15 protein-coding genes are annotated in these 16,548 nt (G+C 71.7%); 8 read left to right on the top strand and 7 right to left on the bottom strand.

What is annotated here, in order from left to right; all coding sequences use genetic code 11:
- Positions 1 to 1,293 (bottom strand): ATP-grasp domain-containing protein, encoded by a 1,293-nt coding sequence (locus ABZ956_RS03160; RefSeq protein WP_361886059.1) that lies wholly within the window; start codon positions 1,291 to 1,293, stop codon positions 1 to 3.
- 199 nt (positions 1,294 to 1,492) lie between these two features.
- On the opposite strand from ABZ956_RS03160, the gene ABZ956_RS03155 reads away from it, so the two are divergent.
- The 7 genes from ABZ956_RS03155 (at position 1,493) to ABZ956_RS03125 (ending at position 8,579) form a co-directional block, all read left to right on the top strand.
- Complete coding sequence (locus tag ABZ956_RS03155; RefSeq protein ID WP_361886056.1) at positions 1,493 to 2,563, top strand: hypothetical protein; 1,071 nt, start codon at positions 1,493 to 1,495, stop codon at positions 2,561 to 2,563.
- 233 nt (positions 2,564 to 2,796) lie between these two features.
- Positions 2,797 to 3,897, top strand: a complete 1,101-nt coding sequence (locus ABZ956_RS03150) for a hypothetical protein (RefSeq protein ID WP_361886053.1) — start codon at positions 2,797 to 2,799, stop codon at positions 3,895 to 3,897.
- Between the two features lie 46 nt (positions 3,898 to 3,943).
- Positions 3,944 to 4,690, top strand: a complete 747-nt coding sequence (locus ABZ956_RS03145) for an iron-containing redox enzyme family protein (protein WP_361886050.1) — start codon at positions 3,944 to 3,946, stop codon at positions 4,688 to 4,690.
- 8 nt (positions 4,691 to 4,698) lie between these two features.
- Entirely contained in the window at positions 4,699 to 5,478 is a 780-nt protein-coding gene (locus ABZ956_RS03140) for a hypothetical protein (RefSeq protein ID WP_361886049.1), read from the top strand.
- Positions 5,479 to 5,498: 20 nt separating this feature from the next.
- Positions 5,499 to 6,620, top strand: a complete 1,122-nt coding sequence (locus tag ABZ956_RS03135) for a M14 family metallopeptidase (RefSeq protein WP_361886046.1) — start codon at positions 5,499 to 5,501, stop codon at positions 6,618 to 6,620.
- Between the two features lie 140 nt (positions 6,621 to 6,760).
- On the top strand, positions 6,761 to 8,143 hold the full coding sequence (locus ABZ956_RS03130; RefSeq protein WP_361886672.1) for an L-serine ammonia-lyase: 1,383 nt from the start codon (positions 6,761 to 6,763) through the stop codon (positions 8,141 to 8,143).
- 127 nt (positions 8,144 to 8,270) lie between these two features.
- The gene (locus ABZ956_RS03125) at positions 8,271 to 8,579 is read left to right on the top strand and encodes a hypothetical protein (protein ID WP_361886043.1); all 309 of its coding nucleotides are present in this window, start codon (positions 8,271 to 8,273) and stop codon (positions 8,577 to 8,579) included.
- Positions 8,580 to 8,609: 30 nt separating this feature from the next.
- Here the strand turns inward: ABZ956_RS03125 and ABZ956_RS03120 are convergent, their stop codons facing one another.
- The 6 genes from ABZ956_RS03120 to ABZ956_RS03095 all read right to left on the bottom strand — a co-directional run bounded on the left by ABZ956_RS03120 (position 8,610) and on the right by ABZ956_RS03095 (position 13,992).
- Complete coding sequence (locus ABZ956_RS03120; protein WP_361886040.1) at positions 8,610 to 8,822, bottom strand: EF-hand domain-containing protein; 213 nt, start codon at positions 8,820 to 8,822, stop codon at positions 8,610 to 8,612.
- A gap of 38 nt (positions 8,823 to 8,860) precedes the next feature.
- Positions 8,861 to 9,436, bottom strand: coding sequence for an N-acetylmuramoyl-L-alanine amidase (locus ABZ956_RS03115; RefSeq protein ID WP_361886038.1), 576 nt, complete (start codon positions 9,434 to 9,436; stop codon positions 8,861 to 8,863).
- 249 nt (positions 9,437 to 9,685) lie between these two features.
- On the bottom strand, positions 9,686 to 10,192 hold the full coding sequence (locus tag ABZ956_RS03110; RefSeq protein ID WP_361886035.1) for an ATP-binding protein: 507 nt from the start codon (positions 10,190 to 10,192) through the stop codon (positions 9,686 to 9,688).
- A gap of 278 nt (positions 10,193 to 10,470) precedes the next feature.
- A complete protein-coding gene (locus ABZ956_RS03105) occupies positions 10,471 to 11,238 on the bottom strand; it encodes an enoyl-CoA hydratase-related protein (RefSeq protein ID WP_361886032.1) in 768 nt (255 codons plus the stop codon).
- A gap of 81 nt (positions 11,239 to 11,319) precedes the next feature.
- Positions 11,320 to 12,558, bottom strand: coding sequence for an Ig-like domain-containing protein (locus tag ABZ956_RS03100; protein ID WP_361886029.1), 1,239 nt, complete (start codon positions 12,556 to 12,558; stop codon positions 11,320 to 11,322).
- A 216-nt stretch (positions 12,559 to 12,774) separates the two neighbouring features.
- Positions 12,775 to 13,992, bottom strand: a complete 1,218-nt coding sequence (locus tag ABZ956_RS03095; RefSeq protein WP_361886026.1) for an Ig-like domain-containing protein — start codon at positions 13,990 to 13,992, stop codon at positions 12,775 to 12,777.
- Between the two features lie 318 nt (positions 13,993 to 14,310).
- Between ABZ956_RS03095 and glgX the strand changes: the two genes are divergently transcribed.
- Entirely contained in the window at positions 14,311 to 16,545 is a 2,235-nt protein-coding gene (gene glgX / locus ABZ956_RS03090; RefSeq protein ID WP_361886669.1) for a glycogen debranching protein GlgX, read from the top strand.
- The last annotated feature ends 3 nt before the right edge of the window (positions 16,546 to 16,548 follow it).

Here is a 16,548-nt window from a genome sequence, read left to right as displayed (position 1 = left end):
TCAGGCCGGCCCGGGGGTGCCGGGGGCCTGGGTGTGCTGGGCGGCGTTCCATATGCGTTCCAGCTCGCGTATGCGCCGGGTGTCCTTCTCGATGGCGGGCCAGTCGTCCGCGCCCTGGATGACCCAGCCGAGGCTGGTGGTGACGTCGTTGGTCATCGGGACCTCCTTGCCCTCGGGCGGTACCGCCATCCTGTGGACGGTCGGCAGTGAGGCGATCTCCTGGAGGATGTCCATGCGCCGTACGGGGCCCGCGAAGTCGGCGCACAGCCACAGCGTGCGGACCTCCTTGACCAGCTCGAAGCCCGGCGTGAACGTGCCGTCGAGCAGGTGCCGGACGGTCCGCTCGATCTGGTTGTCGCCGGTGGCCAGCGAGCCGGAGAGCATCATGCAGCTGCCGGAGTAGCGGGCGGCGAGCTCGACCAGGCGCGGCCCGTCGGCGGTCATGACGACCTCGGCGTGGGTGGAGCCGTTGCGGATGCCGACGGCGTCGGCGGCCCGCATCGTGTAGGCGGCCAGCACCGCCACGTCCGGGTGGCGGGGCGGCAGGAAGTCGGCGACGTCGTAGATGCCGATGCGCGGCCCCCGGTCGTGCTTGGCGTAGACGCAGGTGTCGACGAGCCCGTGCCGGCCGTCGACCGAGTACAGGTCGACGATGTATTCGGGGCCCTCAAGGAATTCCTGCACGATGACCGTGTCGTTGCGCAGCTCGAAGCCGTTGACCTGGCCCAGGATGTGCGTGAAATACCGCTGCCAGTCCCCGCCGGGCGGAATGCGGTGGACGTTGTCGGTGCCGGCGCTGTGCGGGGGTTTGACGATGAGCGGCTTTCCCGTCAGCCCGGTGCGGTGGATCCATTCCCGGACTTCTTCGGGGTCGGCCGTGGAGATGGTCTCCGGGCCCGGTACGCCCGCCTTCTCCAGAGCCCGGGCCATTTCCCCCTTGTGCCGCTGGGCGACGGCACTGCCCGGCGCGTTCGCGAGGTGCGGCATCAGCGTCTCGACGAGTCGCGCGGTGAGTTCGACGCCGCGCTCGTTGCCCGCCACGATGCCCACCGGGTCGTAGGAGCGGACCAGTTCCACCAGGGCCCCGAAATCGCCGTCGTAGAAGTGGACGGCCTCGTAGTCGTCGGGGTACCAGGTCGACTTCCTGACGAATTTGGCCAGGGGCTTCGGAGTGCTCATGACGGTGACCGGCAGCACGCCGCGCGCCCTGAACGCGCTGGCGAAGCCCCGGTTGTCGCCGTCCCTGAGGTGGTAGCCGTCGACGACGACCACGTAACGCTTCCCGCTGCTCATCCGGCTACTGTGCGGCCCGGCCCGCGCCGCCGGACAGTGGCAGGACCGTCCGGCGACCACGAATTCCTGCCACCGGCCGGGGGCCTCCGCGGCCCGGGGCCGGGCGGGACCATCGGCCTATGGCTGCCCGTACGCCGCCTCGGACACAGTGAGGGACACAGCGGCGGCCGCCGACGGAGGCCGGAGGACGGGAGTTGTCATGAGCCCACGCGTGTCCATCGATCCGGGGAAACTCAGCCAATTCGGGGCGGCCACCGGAAGCACCTTCTGCCTCGTCACCAACCCCGAGCTCATCGAGGCGATCGAGGTCGTCGAAAAAGCGCCGTACGAGCGGTACCTGACCGTTCCGTTCACCGCCGGCGACCGTTTCGAGGACCTGCTGGAGAAGAGCATTCCCGAACCGGCCCACGTCCTCGTCGTATCGCCGCACCGGTTCTTCGAATCACCCGATCCCGACCTGGTCGGACGGCGCAAGATCATGGGCATGGCGTGCAATTCGACGCCCACCACACTGACCGAGATCCGGCATTTCCTCGATGTGATGGAGCGGACCTCCGCGGCCGAACAGGAGGCGTTCTCCGACACGTTCTTCGAGATCGCCGAAGAGGCCGACCACCTGGAGTACGTCGACCCGCGCCACGGCACCCGCGCGGTCATGGACCACCTCCGCGAGGACCTGGTGTGGAACCAGCAGGCGGGGCCGCTGGACTGGGGCGACCAGCAGATCGTGCCGGCCGGCGAGATCAGCGTGCTGCCCATCGAGATCAGGGAGTTCCAGGAGGACCTCAAGCTCCCCCTGGAGGGCGAGATCACGCTGCGCGGCTATCCGATCCTGCACAGCGGCACCCCGTCGTTCTCCCGTGCCGACCAGGCCCGGGTGCACCAGCGGCTGTGGGCGATGCGCGAGCACGCCATCAAGGCGACCGTCGAGGACGGCCGCATCACCCGCCTGACCGCGCTCGACGCGGGGGCGGCCCCGGCGCTGGAGATGCTGGAGCAGATGTTCGCCGTGGACTCCCGCTACCGCATCGTGTGGGAGATCGGCCACGCCCTCAACACGGCGCTGGACATCCTGCCGGGCAACCACGCCATGAACGAGGTGTACGGCGGCACCGAGGGCTGCCTGCACTACGGGCTGGGGCTCACCCCGTACACCCAGTACCACCTCGACATCATCTCGCCCGACACCCGCGTGCTGAGCAGCAGCGGCGCCGCGCTCATCGGGCACCTTGACCACCCCACCGTGGAGCGGGTCGTCTCCGGCGGCTGACGCCGCGCGGTCCGGGGTGCGCACCACCACTTGCAGCGCCGACGGGAGGTGAAGAGATGAAGGCCGTGAAGAAGATCAAGGTGCAGAAGAACCGCAACTACCTGGGCACGCTGCTCGGCTGAGTACCGACCCGTGGCGGGGACCGTGAGGACCCCGCCACGGGGGTTGTGCGTCCGCGGCCGGCGGGCCGGGTCCGCCGGGCCGATCGCTGGAGCGTGAGAGGGAGCCGGTCCGTGTCACCTGAGTCATCGCCCCTGCCGGTGGACATCACCGCGAGCGACTTCGGCCAGTTCGGCGATCCGAGCGGGACCTTCTGCCTGATCACCGACGAGGCGGGCCTGAAGACGATCCACTGCCGGCCGGGCAAGGGGTACGAGCGGGTCCTGCACCTGGCGCTGCCGCCCGGGCAGAGCCTGGGCGAGCTCCTCGCCGCGCATGTGCCCGCCGACGCCGACGTCCTGGTGGCCTGCCCCGGCCGCTTCATCGAATCGACCCGGGGGATCGGGGCGCGCCGCCTGTCGGTCCTGCCGGCCGGCTCGACCCCGCTGACGGCCGGGCACGTGCGCTACTTCCTCACGTCCGCGGCCCGCACCGACGTCGCCGGCCAGGAGGCGGCCGCCGAGGAGTTCTTCGAGCACGCCGGGGCGGCCGACCGGCTGCTGATCACCGACGACGTGGCCGGCACCGAGGCCGAGTTCGACCACAGCGTGGGCGAGTGCGTCTGGAACCAGCAGGCCGGCGTGCTGGGCCCCGGCGAGCAGCAGGTCTTTCCCGCCGGCAAGCTCAGCGTGACGGCCGCGGAGATCACCGTCTTCTCCCCCGGCGCCCGCCTCGCCGGCCTGCGCGGGACCCTTACGCTGCGCGGCTGGCCCATCGTGCACCGGCACGCCGACGCGGCCGACGAGCCGGAGCAGCGGCGGCTGTTCGAGGCGCTCACCCCGCTGGTCTCGCACGCCGTCCACCTGGAGGTGAGCGGCGGCGTCATCGACCGCGTCACGCCGGCTGACGCGGGCGCCCGGCCGGCCGCCGGGGCGCTCGAGACGCTGCTGACGGCGGAACCGCTGTACCGCACCATCTGGGAGCTGGGCTTCGGCATCAACACCGGCACCGAGGTCATCCCCGCCAACTGCGGCCCCAACGAGGTGTACGGCGCCCGCCACGGCGTGCTGAACCTGGGCGTCGGGGTCACCCCCACCACCCGCTTCGCCCTCGCCTTCCTGTGCCCGCGCGGCTCGCTGCTGACGGCGGACGGCACGCCCGTCCTCGGGGCGCGCAAGGCGGTGCGGCGCGGCCGGCTGCAGCGGGTCTCCAGCGCGAGCTGCGGCTGCCACTGAAACGACCGGACGCAAGCGATTCGGACCTGCCCGCGGGAGGAAAACCATGTCGGCACCGGCCAGGCCAGGACTGAGGGAGCGCGTCGACGCTCTCCTCGACTCCTTCATCAAGGACTTCTACGAGACCGTCCCCTACGCACAACACCAGCGCAGCGCCAGCGAGATCGACCTCGACTACTACAAGCGGCACAACATCGAGACCATCCTGCGCCTGCGCCGCAAGCGCACCATCGACGCGCTGGCCATCAAGTACTTCACCAAGCACGACCCCGTCCAGGCCAAGGCATGGGCGCACTACACCGACGACGAGATGCTGCACGACCGGCTCTTCGCCGCCGACCTGGCCAAGGTGGGCGTGGCCAAGGACGAGATCTACGCCACCGAGCCGCTGCTGTCCACCAAACTGCTGACCGGCTACCTCCAGTACGGCATGGAGTTCGAGGACAGCCCGCTCGCCCTGATCACGAGCGTGTACTTCGTGGAGTACACCACCACCCGCACCCAGCCGGAGTGGCTGGACAACCTCGAGAAGGTGCTGGGCCGCGACGAGGTCAAGGGCCAGCGCGCCCACGTCAACACCGACCTGGACGACGACCACGACGACTTCGTCTGGCGGGTGCTGACCAGCCTGGTCTCCTCCGAGGAGGACGAGCGCAGGGTCGTGCGCCACCTGCACGACATCTACTGGCTGTGGAAGCTGTACTTCACCGAGCTGCACCAGCGCACGGTCCTGGGCCGGTCCGGCGAGGAGATCGCACCGCCCGCCCCGGCTCCGGCCGCCACGGACGGCTGAGGCCCCCGGTGGCGAGCCGGACCGGCCGGGCGGAGCCGCTCCCCGGCACGGCCGGGCCGCCCGGCCGGCACGGCGTGCAGGTGCTCGCGCTGCCACCGGGCCGTGAGCTGAGGCCGCAGACCGAGCGGTGGATCGTGGACGGCCTGGTGGCGGCCATGCCCGGGCTGCGGGCGCGCGAGCTGTTCGCGTTGCGCCGCGACATGCTCACCGAGGCCGAGTACATCGTGGTCGCCGTGGACCCGGACCGGGACGCGGTGGTGGCCCTGCTCACCTCGCGGTGGGTCCCGCTCCCCTCGGGCCGGCCCTGTCTGCACGTGATGACGCAGTTCGTGGGGGACGCCTACCGGCACGGCACGGTGTTCGGCCGCAGCTGGGCCGCGCACTTCGCCCGGCTGCTGGACGGGGGCCGCCCCTTCCCGGAGGTGATCGCCCTCAAGACCTACAACCCCGTGGTGCACTGCGCGATGAACGCCTTCGCGGGCCACCCCGGCTGCCGGCTCCTGCCGGACCTCACCGGGGCGGACGGGCCGGCGCCGCCCCTGCTGCGCGAGGTGGCCGAGGCCATCGCCCCGGGGTGCCCCTTCGACGCCGGGCGGGGCGTCTTCCCGGGGGTGGGCCGCCCGGCGGACCTCTACCGGGAGCGGCCGCTGAGCTCGGTGGACGCGGTCAACGCCCACTTCGGCAAGCACCTCGGGCCCGGCGACCGCATGCTGTGCGTGCTCCACGCCCCGACGGCGGCCGGGCAGCACGGCATCCTCACGGCGCTGGGACTGGCCCGGCCCGAGTGAACCGGGAAGGCGGAGCGGCCATGACCGACCCCCTCGGCGACGGGTTCGCCCCCGACTACGCCCGGGCCCGCGCGGCCTTCCGGCGCGCCGCCTCGGCCGCGGGGGCGGTACCGGGCGGCCACCGGCTGCCGGGCCACGCCGCCCCCGACGGCTCGCCGCTGACCGTCGACACGGCCTACCTCGGCCCACGGCGACCGGCGAAGCTGCTGGTCACCGTCTCGGGGACGCATGGCGTCGAGGGCTTCGCCGGCTCCGCGTGCCAGACCCGGGTGCTGCTGGACGAGGGCCTGGCACGGGCCGCGGGGCCCGGCACGGGCGTGCTGCTGATCCATGCCCTCAACCCGTACGGCTTCGCCTACCTGCGGCGCGTCGACCAGGACAACGTCGACCTCAACCGCAACTTCGTCGACCATGCCGCCCCACCGCACAACGACGCCTACGACGCGGTGCACGCCGCCCTCGTGCCCCAGGACGCCCAGGACGACGCGCCCTTCCCGGCACGGGAGCTCGCCGGAGAGCTGCTCACCCTGCGCGACCGGCTCGGCACCCGCGTCTTCCAGGAGGCGGTCACCCGGGGCCAGTACCGCCACCCCGACGGCCTGTTCTACGGCGGCCGGCGGCCCGCCTGGTCGCACCGGGTGCTGCGGCGGATCGTGGCCGAGCACATGGCCGGCGCCGCGCACATCGCCTACATCGACCTGCACACCGGGCTCGGCGAGCGCGCCGCCGGGGAGCCGATCTTCCGCGGCGGCCGTGACCCGGGCGCCCGTGAGCGGGCCCGGGCCTGGTACGGGCCGGCGCTGACGGCCTCGGAGGAGGGCACGTCGTCCTCCACGCCCATCGTGGGGAACACCGCGAGCGCGGTCGCGGACGGGCTGCGGGGTGGGGAGGAGCTCACGGCGATCACGCTGGAGTTCGGCACCCTGCCGGGCCCCCAGGTCCTGCTGGCGCTGTGCGCCGACAACGCCCTGCACCTGCGCCGCCCGGCGGCGCAGGCGGTGTGCGCCCCGGACAAGCGGCTGCTCCTGGACGCCTTCGCGCCGGCGGACGGGCAGTGGCGAAAGTCGGTGCTCCAGCGCGCGAGAGAAGTTTTCGATCAGGCCCTCAGTGGCCTTGCGGGCTGCGATACGAAGGCCAGGTGATCGCCCCGGCGGGGGTTCGCATGGTGAGACGGGTGCGTAACGGCTCCATCTCGGCCATCGAGACAGGTGGGTGAGGGGTTACGCTCGTGGAGGAGCAATCCGCCCCCGCCCAGCCGATCACAAGCCAGGAGTCCGCCGACGTGGCCATCTCCGTTTTCGACCTCTTCTCCATAGGCATAGGTCCGTCCAGCTCGCACACGGTCGGTCCGATGCGGGCCGCCCGCATGTTCGTGGGCCGCCTGAAGAAGGACGGTCTGCTGGCGCAGACGACCGCCGTGCGGGCCGAGCTCTTCGGCTCCCTGGGCGCCACGGGCCACGGCCACGGCACGCCCAAGGCCGTGCTGCTGGGCCTGGAGGGCCACTCCCCCCGCACCGTCGACGTCGAGACCGCCGACGACGAGGTCGAGCGCATCCGCTCCACCAAGCGGCTGCGGCTGCTCGGCGCCGAGATAGGCACCGCGCACGAGATCGACTTCGACGAGCCCACGCAGCTGATCCTGCACCGCCGCCGGTCCCTGCCGTACCACGCGAACGGCATGACGCTCTTCGCCTACGACGAGTCCGGCGCCCCCCTGCTGGAGAAGACCTACTACTCGGTCGGCGGCGGCTTCGTCGTCGACGAGGACGCGGTGGGCGCGGACCGGATCGTCCTGGACGACACCGTGCTGAAGTACCCCTTCCGCACCGGTGACGAGCTGCTGCGGATGTCCCGGGAGACCGGCCTGTCGATCTCCGCGATGATGATGGAGAACGAGAAGGCCTGGCGCACGGAGACCGAGATCCGCGAGGGTCTGCTGGAGATCTGGCGCGTCATGCAGGCCTGCGTCGCCCGCGGCCTGTCCCGCGAGGGCATCCTGCCCGGCGGCCTGAAGGTGCGCCGCCGCGCCGCCAACACCGCCCGCCAGCTGCGCGCCGAGGGCGACGCGCAGGCCCGCGCGATGGAGTGGATCACGATCTACGCCATGGCCGTGAACGAGGAGAACGCCGCGGGCGGCCGCGTCGTCACCGCCCCCACCAACGGCGCCGCGGGCATCATCCCGGCCGTGCTGCACTACTACATGAACTTCGTGCCGGGCGCGGACGAGGACGGCGTGGTCCGCTTCCTCCTGGCCGCGGGCGCGATCGGCATGCTCTTCAAGGAGAACGCCTCGATCTCCGGCGCCGAGGTCGGCTGCCAGGGCGAGGTCGGCTCCGCCTGCTCGATGGCCTCCGGCGGCCTCGCCGAGGTCCTCGGCGGCTCCCCGGAGCAGGTCGAGAACGCCGCCGAGATCGGCATGGAGCACAACCTCGGCCTGACCTGCGACCCGGTCGGCGGCCTGGTGCAGATCCCCTGCATCGAGCGCAACGGCATGGCCGCCGCCAAGGCCGTCACCGCCGCCCGCATGGCCCTGCGCGGCGACGGCCGCCACCACGTCTCCCTCGACAAGGTCATCAAGACCATGAAGGAGACGGGCGCGGACATGAAGGTCAAGTACAAGGAGACGGCCCGCGGCGGTCTCGCGGTGAACGTCATCGAGTGCTGATCGGCGGCCACCGCCCCCGACCGCCGGCCCGCCCGGCCCCGGACCACCGGGGCCCGGCGGGCCGTCGGCGTTGGCGGCTTTGTCAGCGCCGGCGGCTTTGTCAGTGGCGACGCGTACGCTCACGGGCATGAGTTACGCAGACCTGCGCGAACTCCAGAGCGCGCTCAACACCGCCTCGGACATCGCCTTCGCCCTCGACGCCAAGCCCGCGCCCCATGAGGCCGATCAGCTGCTGGACGCCCTGCGGCGGGCGCTGGCGGCCGCGAGCGCGCTGGGGGCCGGGATAGGCGCGACGGGGTGCGCGGAGCATCCGCGGGGGGCGGTGGACCCGTTGTACGGGGACAAGGACGACCCGCTGCCGCCGGGGTGGGGGCGGTGCCTGCTGTGCAACGACCGGCGGCGTCGGGCCAGCGCGCAGCGGCGGGGCTGGCGCTGACCCGGGGGCCCGGTGCGTAACACGGCGGGATCAGCGGTTCAGGGAGGCCCAGAACTCGTCGAAGGACAGCACGCCGTCGCCGTTGCCGTCCTTCTTGTTGATCAGCGCCTGGGCCACGGTCTCGGTGACGTTGTGGTCACCGAGCTGAGCCATCACGCTCTTGTACTCGGCCGCCGTGATGAACCCGTCGCCGTCCACGTCGAAACGGTCAAAAGCCGTACGCGCGGCGTCGATGTCAGCCATGTGGGCCTCCCCTTGTGTGCTTGTTTGACCGGCACAGATTAGCCGCCGATCACCAGCGCCAGATAACGGTCCCAGTCCCAGTGCCGGCCGGGATCCTTGTGGGTGGCCCCGGGCACTTCGTCGTGGCCGATGATGCGCTCGCGGGTCGGGGGGATGCCGTGGCGGGCGCAGACGGCGGCGGTGAGCTTCGCCGAGGCGCGGTAGAGGGCATCGGTGAAGTACTCGGGGCGGTCGATCCAGCCCTCGTGCTCGATGCCGATGCTGCGGGTGTTGTAGTCCCAGTTGCCGGCGTGCCAGGCGATGTCCCGCTCGCGGACGAACTGGCCGATGTAGCCGTCGGCGGAGGCGACCATGTAGTGCGCCGAGACCTTCGAGCGCGGGTTGCGGAAGATCCGCATGGCGTCGGGGAAGGTCTCCTGGGTCACATGGACCACGACGTACTCGACCGGGTACGCGTCCGGCCGGGTCGAGCCCGTGTAGTTGGCGCTGCTGGCCGGGATCCAGTGGGTGGGCGGGTACGCGGCACTCGTCACGGGGACATCACACCCGGCTACCGGCGCCCCCGCAAGGCCCCCGACCACTCTGTATAAAAATAAGCAATTGCCCGACCTCATGCATGGATTGCAAGGCCCGTGGCGCAGCTCACCTTGGATTACAGAGGTCTCACGTTGGCTCATCGCTACCTGGCGTGACATAGTCGGGGCAACGACCCCCATTGACCCGGGCCAGGTCGTCAACCGCCGTGGGGCACACCCCAATTTCCCGCGGCCATACGAAGAGGCCCCCGCCACGTCGCGACGACGACGGATGGGGGCCTCTTCGTACGTCCGCGGACATCGGGCCGGATGGGGACCGGGGGAACCTCAGCGGTCCACCACGCGCATCTCGAACCACGTGGTCTTGCCCCGCGCCAGCAGGTCCACGCCCCACCGGTCCGAGAGCTTGTCGACGAGGAACAGCCCGCGCCCGCTGGTGTCCATCTCCCGCACCGGCAGCAGACACGGCAGCCCCCGGGACGGATCGCGCACCTCTATCCGCAGCCACCCGCGCCGGCGCAGCATCCGCAGCCCGAAGCAGCGGGCCCCGGTGTGGCGCACGGCGTTGCCCACGAGCTCGGAGACCAGCAGCACCGCGTGCTCGGCGACCTGTGCGGAGAGACCCCAGTGACGCAGCACCACGGTCTGGGTCAGGCGGCGGGCCGCGACAGCGGATTCCGGACGGGAGGGCAGCCGGATCTCACCGAGGGTCGGATCGCCGAATACTTCGAACGCCTTGAGCGCCAGCTCATCCTCAACCGTCGGGGTCCACCGCACCGGGGCGACCGTGCCGACCCGTTGCCGTGGCTGCTCCATTCCCTCCAGGCCCGCCATGCCCCCCATCATGGCCGCCCGCAAGGCGTCACGGAGGGGAACGGGGGGATTCGATTCAGCGGAGGCCGTACCTCCGCAGCCGTCGGCCGACATATGCCAGAGGCCGTAGGCGCGCCGGGAAACCCCGACTGACCTGCGGCGTCCCGGCGCGCCGAGGAGATCGCGGGACGCGCCGGACAGGCCCGTCCGGGGCGTCGTGCGCCGAGCGGGGAATTCCCCCACAAGAGGCACCCTGCGGAGGGCGCCCTTCCGGGCGCTCTCCCCCAATCCCCAGCAGGTCAGACGAACTTGGCCTTGCCCGGACCGTCCTCCACAAAGCTGCGCATACCGATCTCCCGGTCCTCGGTGGCGAACAGCCCCGCGAACCAGTTGCGCTCGATGGCCAGCCCGGTGTCGATGTCGGTCTCCAGGCCGGCGTCCACCGCCTCCTTGGCCGCGCGCAGCGCTATGGCGGGGCCGGCCGCGAGCCGGGCCGCCCACGCGTGCGCCTGCTCGTAGACCTCCGCGGCCGGGGCCAGGCGGTCGACGAGGCCCAGGGCGAGCGCCTCGTCGGCCTTGACCTGACGGCCGGTGAAGATGAGGTCCTTGGCCTTGGACGGGCCGATGAGCCGGGCGAGCCGCTGGGTGCCGCCCGCGCCCGGGATGAGGCCCAGCAGGATCTCGGGCTGGCCGAGCTTGGCGTTGTCGGCGGCGATCCGGAAGTCCGCGCAGAGCGCGAGCTCGCAGCCGCCGCCCAGGGCGTATCCGGTGACGGCGGCGACCACCGGCTTGGGGATGCGGGCCACGGCGGTGAAGGAGTCCTGAAGCCCGCGCGACCGCGCCACCATGGCGGCGTGGTCCATGTGCTGCATCTCCTTGATGTCCGCGCCGGCCGCGAACACCTTCTCCCCGCCCCAGATGACCACGGCCCGGACGTCCGCGCGGCGGGTCACCTCGTCGGCGAGCTCCCGGAGCCGGTCCTGGGTGGCGATGTCCAGCGCGTTCATCGGCGGACGGTCCAGTCGGACGGTACCGACGCCCTCGGCTACCTCAAGGTGCACAGTCATGACAGCAGGTTAGCGCCGGTTAACGACAAGCGGCCCGGTGCACTTGGTCACAGTGCGCCGGGCCGCGGGGGCGATGAGCCGTCAGCTCTCCTGGGGGCTGCTCTTGCCCCACTCCGACCACGGCATGTTCCAGCCGTTGAGGCCGTTGTCCGGCTTGATCGTCTTGTCGTCGGAGTTCTTGACGATCACGACGTCACCGATGAGCGAGTTGTTGTAGAACCAGGCCGCCGGGGTGTTCGGGTCGCCGCCGCCGCGCTGGTCCTCCAGACCGACGCAACCGTGGCTGGCGTTCTCCGAGCCGAAGGTGGAGGAGCCGGACCAGTAGTTGCCGTGCAGGAAGGTGCCGGAGGTCGACAGGCGCATCGCGTGCGGCACGTCGGGGATGTCGTACTCACCCTTGCCGTCGGCCTTGGTGAAGCCGACGGTGGCGCCGTTCATGCGCGTCACGTCGTGCTTCTCACTGACGACCATCTGGCCGTTGTACGTGGGGCTGGAGGGGGCGCCGGCGGATATCGGGACGGTCTTGAGGACCTTGCCGTCCCGCTCGACCGTCATCTGGTGGGTCTTGGCGTCGACCGTGCTGACCTGGCTGCGGCCGACCGTGAACTTCAGGGTCTTGTTCTGCGAGCCGTACACGCCCTCGCGGCCCTGGACGCCGTCGAGGTTCAGGTGGACCGTCACCTTGGTGCCGGCCGCCCAGTACTTCTCGGGGCGGAAGTCGATGCGGTCGTTGCCGAACCAGTGGCCCTTGACCTCCACGGCCGGCTCGGCGGTCACCTTGATGGCCCGCTCGACGGCCTTGGGGTCGGTGATGCCACGGCTGAAATTGATCGATACGGGCATGCCCACGCCGACGGTGCTGCCGTCTTCCGGCGTGAAGTAGCCGACGAACGTGTTCTGCGGGGTAAGGGTGGTGAACGCCGCGTGCTTCGCGGACGGTCGTCCCTTTTTGTCCTTGGCAATCGCGTCCACGGTGTACTTCGTGGAGGCCGCGAGGTGGCTGGACGGCTCCCAGGCCGCGCCACCGCCGGTTATCTTGCCGTCGATCGCGTTGCCCTTGGCGTCGGCCACCTTGACGGACGTCAGGCTGCCCTTGTCCGCCGTCACCTTGAGCGCGCCGCTGGTGGCGACGTCCTTGGCGCCGTCGTTGGGGGCGATGTTCACGACCGCCTCGGACGGGCCCTTGGCGACCTTCTCGCCGCCCTTCCCGTCCCCACCGCCGCTGTCACACGCGCTGACCAGCGTCAGCACCGCTCCGAGCAGCAAGGCGGACAGCCCTGTGCGCCGGCCCCGGCTCCCCGATATCGGCTGCGTCTTCACAACCCTTGTTCTCCCCTCGCACGGCCCGCGGCCACGCGGCGCCCCCTGAGCGCGACAGGCGCGCTTGTCGATAGATAACCACACGCCACCGACCACGCTGACCCTCGCGAATGTCACCGTTCAGTCCCAAATGGGGGCGGTGATACGAACCGTGCGCCTGTGGTGAAGGCGGTGACCGAAGTGAAGCGGCAGATTCCGGCCAGGTCAAACCGGAACTCAGCGAAGGGCCGAACCGGCCCGCCACTGCTCCCACGACAGGTTCCAGCCGCCGAGCCCGTTGTCCGGCGCGACCACCCGTTCCCGGGAGCCGACGACCTCCACCACGTCGCCGATCAGCGACTGGCCGTAGAACCAGCCGGCCGGGCTGGTGGGGCTGCCGCCCCGCACGTCGGGCAGGCCGATGCAGCCGTGACTGGTGTTCAGGGTGCCGAAGGTGCGCGGGCCGGCCCAGTAGTTGCCGTGCAGGAACGTCCCCGAGCCGGTCAGCCGCATCGCATGGGGAACGTCCGAGATGTCGTACTCGCCGCCGAAGCCCACTGTGTCCCCGTTCATCCGGGTCATGGGGAACTTCTCGGTGATCACCATCTTGCCGTTGTACGTGTCGTTGCCCCCGGCGCCGGCCGTGATGGGCAGGCTGGCCAGCGGCCTGCCGTCCCGGACGACGTCCATGGTGTGCCCGGCCGCGTCCACCCGGCTGAACTGGCTGCGGCCCACCGTGAAGCCCACGGTCTTGCGCTGGCTGCCGTAGACGCCCTCCGCGGCCCGCACGTCGCGCAGCCGCAGGTCCATCGTGACCCGGGTGCCGGGCCGCCAGTACGTACGCGGCCGGAAGTCCAGACGCGCGGGCCCGAACCAGTGACCGGCGATCTCCGTCGGCGGACGGGACGTCACCCGGATCGCGCGCTCGACGGCGGCCCGGTCGGTGACGGGATGGCTGAAGCCAAAGGAAACGATCATGCCGGTGCCGACGGTGCTCTCCGCCTCGGGCGTGAAGTAGCCGATGACCCGGTGCCGCGGAACGTAGGTGGAAAAGCCCGTGTGACGGGTCGTCCGGCGACCCGAGGCGTCGCGGGCCACCGCCTCCACCGTGTAGCGGGCGGCGAGCTCCAGGGGGCGGTCGGACGCCGGCCGCCAGGTGTGCCCGTCGCCCGAGATCCGCCCCGCGACCGGCACCGCCGACGGGGCGCCGGCCCGGAGCCCGGCCACCCGCACCCGCTCCAGCCGGCCGTGCGGCGCCCGCACCTCCAGCCGCTGCGCCGCCGGCACGCCCCGGGCCCGGTCCCGGGGAGTGACCACGATCAGCTCCCCCGCCGCGGCCGGGCGCGCGTCGTCCGTGAGGGCGGTCTTCGGAGCGACGGTGGCGCACCCGGCGAGTGCGGCCAGGAACGCCGACAGGGCGATTCCCCGTGCCGCGCGCGTGAGGGCAAGTGTCACACCGGGCCCAACGACGAGCTCCCCCGCGGGAAACGTGGCTGCACTCGCTTGCTGCGCCCGATCACACGTGTGAGCGCATGCGTGGATCTGGGAAGAAGGGGGAGAAGGACACAATCGCCAGACACCCGGTCCCGGGACGCCGGGTGCCCGGCGCGCTACCCGAGAGCCGCCGGAGGCGAACACGTGTCGAGCGCACCCGAGCAAGAGGCACGACAGGACGGCGAGTTCGGGCAGGGACGGCCGCCCCACGGCTGCCCGGGACCGGCCGCCGTCAACGGCCGCCCGAGGCCCACCGGACCCACGGGGGCCTTCACGGCGGTGCCGGCCGTGTGGCCCGGCAGCCCGGAGCCGCTCGGGGCGCGGTTCAAGGACACCAGCGGCGGCCCGGCCGGTGTGGCGGGCACGAACTTCGCGCTGTGGGCCGGCGGGGCGGAGGCGGTGGAGGTCTGTCTCTTCGACGACACGCCGGAGGGGGGTGAAACCCGTCATCCCCTGACCGAGTTGACGCACGAGATATGGCACGGCTTCGTGCCGGGCGTGCTGCCCGGCCGCCGCTACGGCTTCCGCGTCCACGGCCGCTGGGACCCCTGGACCGGCGCCCGCTGGAACCCCGCCAAACTCCTGCTCGACCCGTACGCGCGCGCGGTGGACGGCGAATTCGGCGGCCGGCACGGCGGCGGACCGCTGCCGGCGGAGGTCTACGGACACGTACGGGACTGGCCCCAGCAGCACGTCGCCGACACCGTCCGCGACGACCGGGACTCCGCCCCCTACGTCCCCAAGGGCGTGGTCGTCGCCGATGACGACGACTGGGCCGACGACCGCCGCCCGAAGACCCCGTGGCCCGACTCCGTCATCTACGAGCTGCACGTGCGCGGCTTCACCATGCGCCACCCCGGCATCCCCGAGCGGCTGCGCGGCACCTACGCGGGGCTCGCCCACCCGGCCGCCGTCGAACACCTGGTGCGGCTGGGGGTGACGGCGGTGGAGCTGCTGCCGGTGCATCAGTTCGCCCACGAGGACCATCTGCTGCGGCGCGGACTGCGCAACTACTGGGGCTACAACTCCATCGGCTACTTCGCCCCGCACGCCGCCTACGCCGCCTCGGGCACGCGCGGTGAGCAGGTCGGCGAGTTCAAGCGGATGGTGCGGGCCCTGCACGCGGCCGGCATCGAGGTCATCCTCGACGTGGTCTACAACCACACCGCCGAGAGCGGCGAGCTCGGGCCGACCTTCTCACTGCGCGGCATCGACAACCGCCGCTACTACCGGCTGCAGTCCGACCCGCGCCGCTACGCCGACTACACCGGCTGCGGCAACACCCTGCACGTCGTGCAGCCGAATGTCCTGCGCCTGATAACCGACTCCCTGCGCTACTGGGTGACGGAGATGGGCGTCGACGGCTTCCGCTTCGACCTGGCGGCGGCGCTGGCGCGCTCGATGCACGATGTGGACATGCTCTCGCCGTTCCTCGCCGTCATCGCCCAGGACCCCGTGCTGCGGCGCGTCAAGCTCATCGCCGAGCCCTGGGACGTGGGCTCCGGCGGCTATCAGGTGGGCGCCTTCCCACCCCTGTGGACCGAATGGAACGACCGCTACCGCGACGCCGTGCGCGACTTCTGGCGCGGTGCCCTGCCGGACGTACGGGACCTGGGCTACCGCCTGTCGGGCTCCAGCGACCTCTACGCCTGGGGTGGCCGGCGCCCCTACGCCTCCGTCAACTTCGTCACCGCGCACGACGGCTTCACCCTGCGCGACCTGGTCAGCTACGAACGCAAGCACAACGAGGCCAACGGCGAGGGCAACCGGGACGGCACCGGCGACAACCGGTCCTGGAACTGCGGCGTCGAGGGCGAGACCGGCGACGCCCGCGTCCTGGCCCTGCGCCGGCGGCAACTGCGCAACCTGCTGACGACCCTGCTGCTGTCCACCGGCGTGCCGATGCTGGTGGCCGGGGACGAGATGGGCCGGACGCAGGGCGGCAACAACAACGCCTACTGCCAGGACAACGAGACCGGCTGGATCGACTGGTCCCTGCTGGAGGATCCCGGCTGGCGCGCGCTCGCCGACCTGTGCGCGCGGCTGCTGGCCCTGCGCCGCGCCCACCCCGTGCTGCGCAGCCGCTGCTTCTTCTCCGGGCGCCCGCAGAGCACCGACGGGCTGCGGGACCTGGCCTGGTTCACGCCGGGCGGCACGGAGATGACCGAGGCCGACTGGTACGCGCCCGCCTCCACCCTCGGCATGTACCTCTCCGGGCGGGACATCCCACAGCGCGGCCGGCAGGGCGCGCCGGTGACCGACGACAGCTTCCTCGCCGTCCTGCACGCCGGTCCGCGCCCCATCCGCTACACCTTGCCCGGACCGCCGTGGGCCCGGTCCTACGAACTCCTGGTCAACACCGCCCTGGAGGACCAGCGAACCGCCCCTGGCCTGCGCCGGGACGCGGGCAGCCGGATCTCCGTACGGGCCCGTTCGGTGCTGCTGTGGCGGGTGGTGCGGGAAGGGGCCGACCCGGCGCCCGGGCCCCCGGACCCGGGCCCGAAAACCGAGTGAACG

Source organism: Streptomyces sp. NPDC046261, assembly GCF_040646235.1.
Lineage (GTDB): Bacteria > Actinomycetota > Actinomycetes > Streptomycetales > Streptomycetaceae > Streptomyces.
Note: the sequence above shows the minus strand (reverse complement) of the source record. Positions and strands in the feature narration are given on the sequence as shown.

Bases quoted from the DNA above. Each gene is read 5' to 3' on its own strand.
- ABZ956_RS03135 (WP_361886046.1), top strand. From the start codon at position 5,499: ATGACCGACCCCCTCGGCGACGGGTTCGCCCCCGACTACGCCCGGGCC.
- ABZ956_RS03105 (WP_361886032.1), bottom strand. From the start codon at position 11,238: ATGACTGTGCACCTTGAGGTAGCCGAGGGCGTCGGTACCGTCCGACTG.
- ABZ956_RS03125 (WP_361886043.1), top strand. From the start codon at position 8,271: ATGAGTTACGCAGACCTGCGCGAACTCCAGAGCGCGCTCAACACCGCC.
- ABZ956_RS03155 (WP_361886056.1), top strand. From the start codon at position 1,493: ATGAGCCCACGCGTGTCCATCGATCCGGGGAAACTCAGCCAATTCGGG.
- ABZ956_RS03160 (WP_361886059.1), bottom strand. From the start codon at position 1,293: ATGAGCAGCGGGAAGCGTTACGTGGTCGTCGTCGACGGCTACCACCTC.
- ABZ956_RS03110 (WP_361886035.1), bottom strand. From the start codon at position 10,192: ATGGCGGGCCTGGAGGGAATGGAGCAGCCACGGCAACGGGTCGGCACG.
- ABZ956_RS03115 (WP_361886038.1), bottom strand. From the start codon at position 9,436: ATGAGGTCGGGCAATTGCTTATTTTTATACAGAGTGGTCGGGGGCCTT.
- ABZ956_RS03145 (WP_361886050.1), top strand. From the start codon at position 3,944: ATGTCGGCACCGGCCAGGCCAGGACTGAGGGAGCGCGTCGACGCTCTC.
- ABZ956_RS03120 (WP_361886040.1), bottom strand. From the start codon at position 8,822: ATGGCTGACATCGACGCCGCGCGTACGGCTTTTGACCGTTTCGACGTG.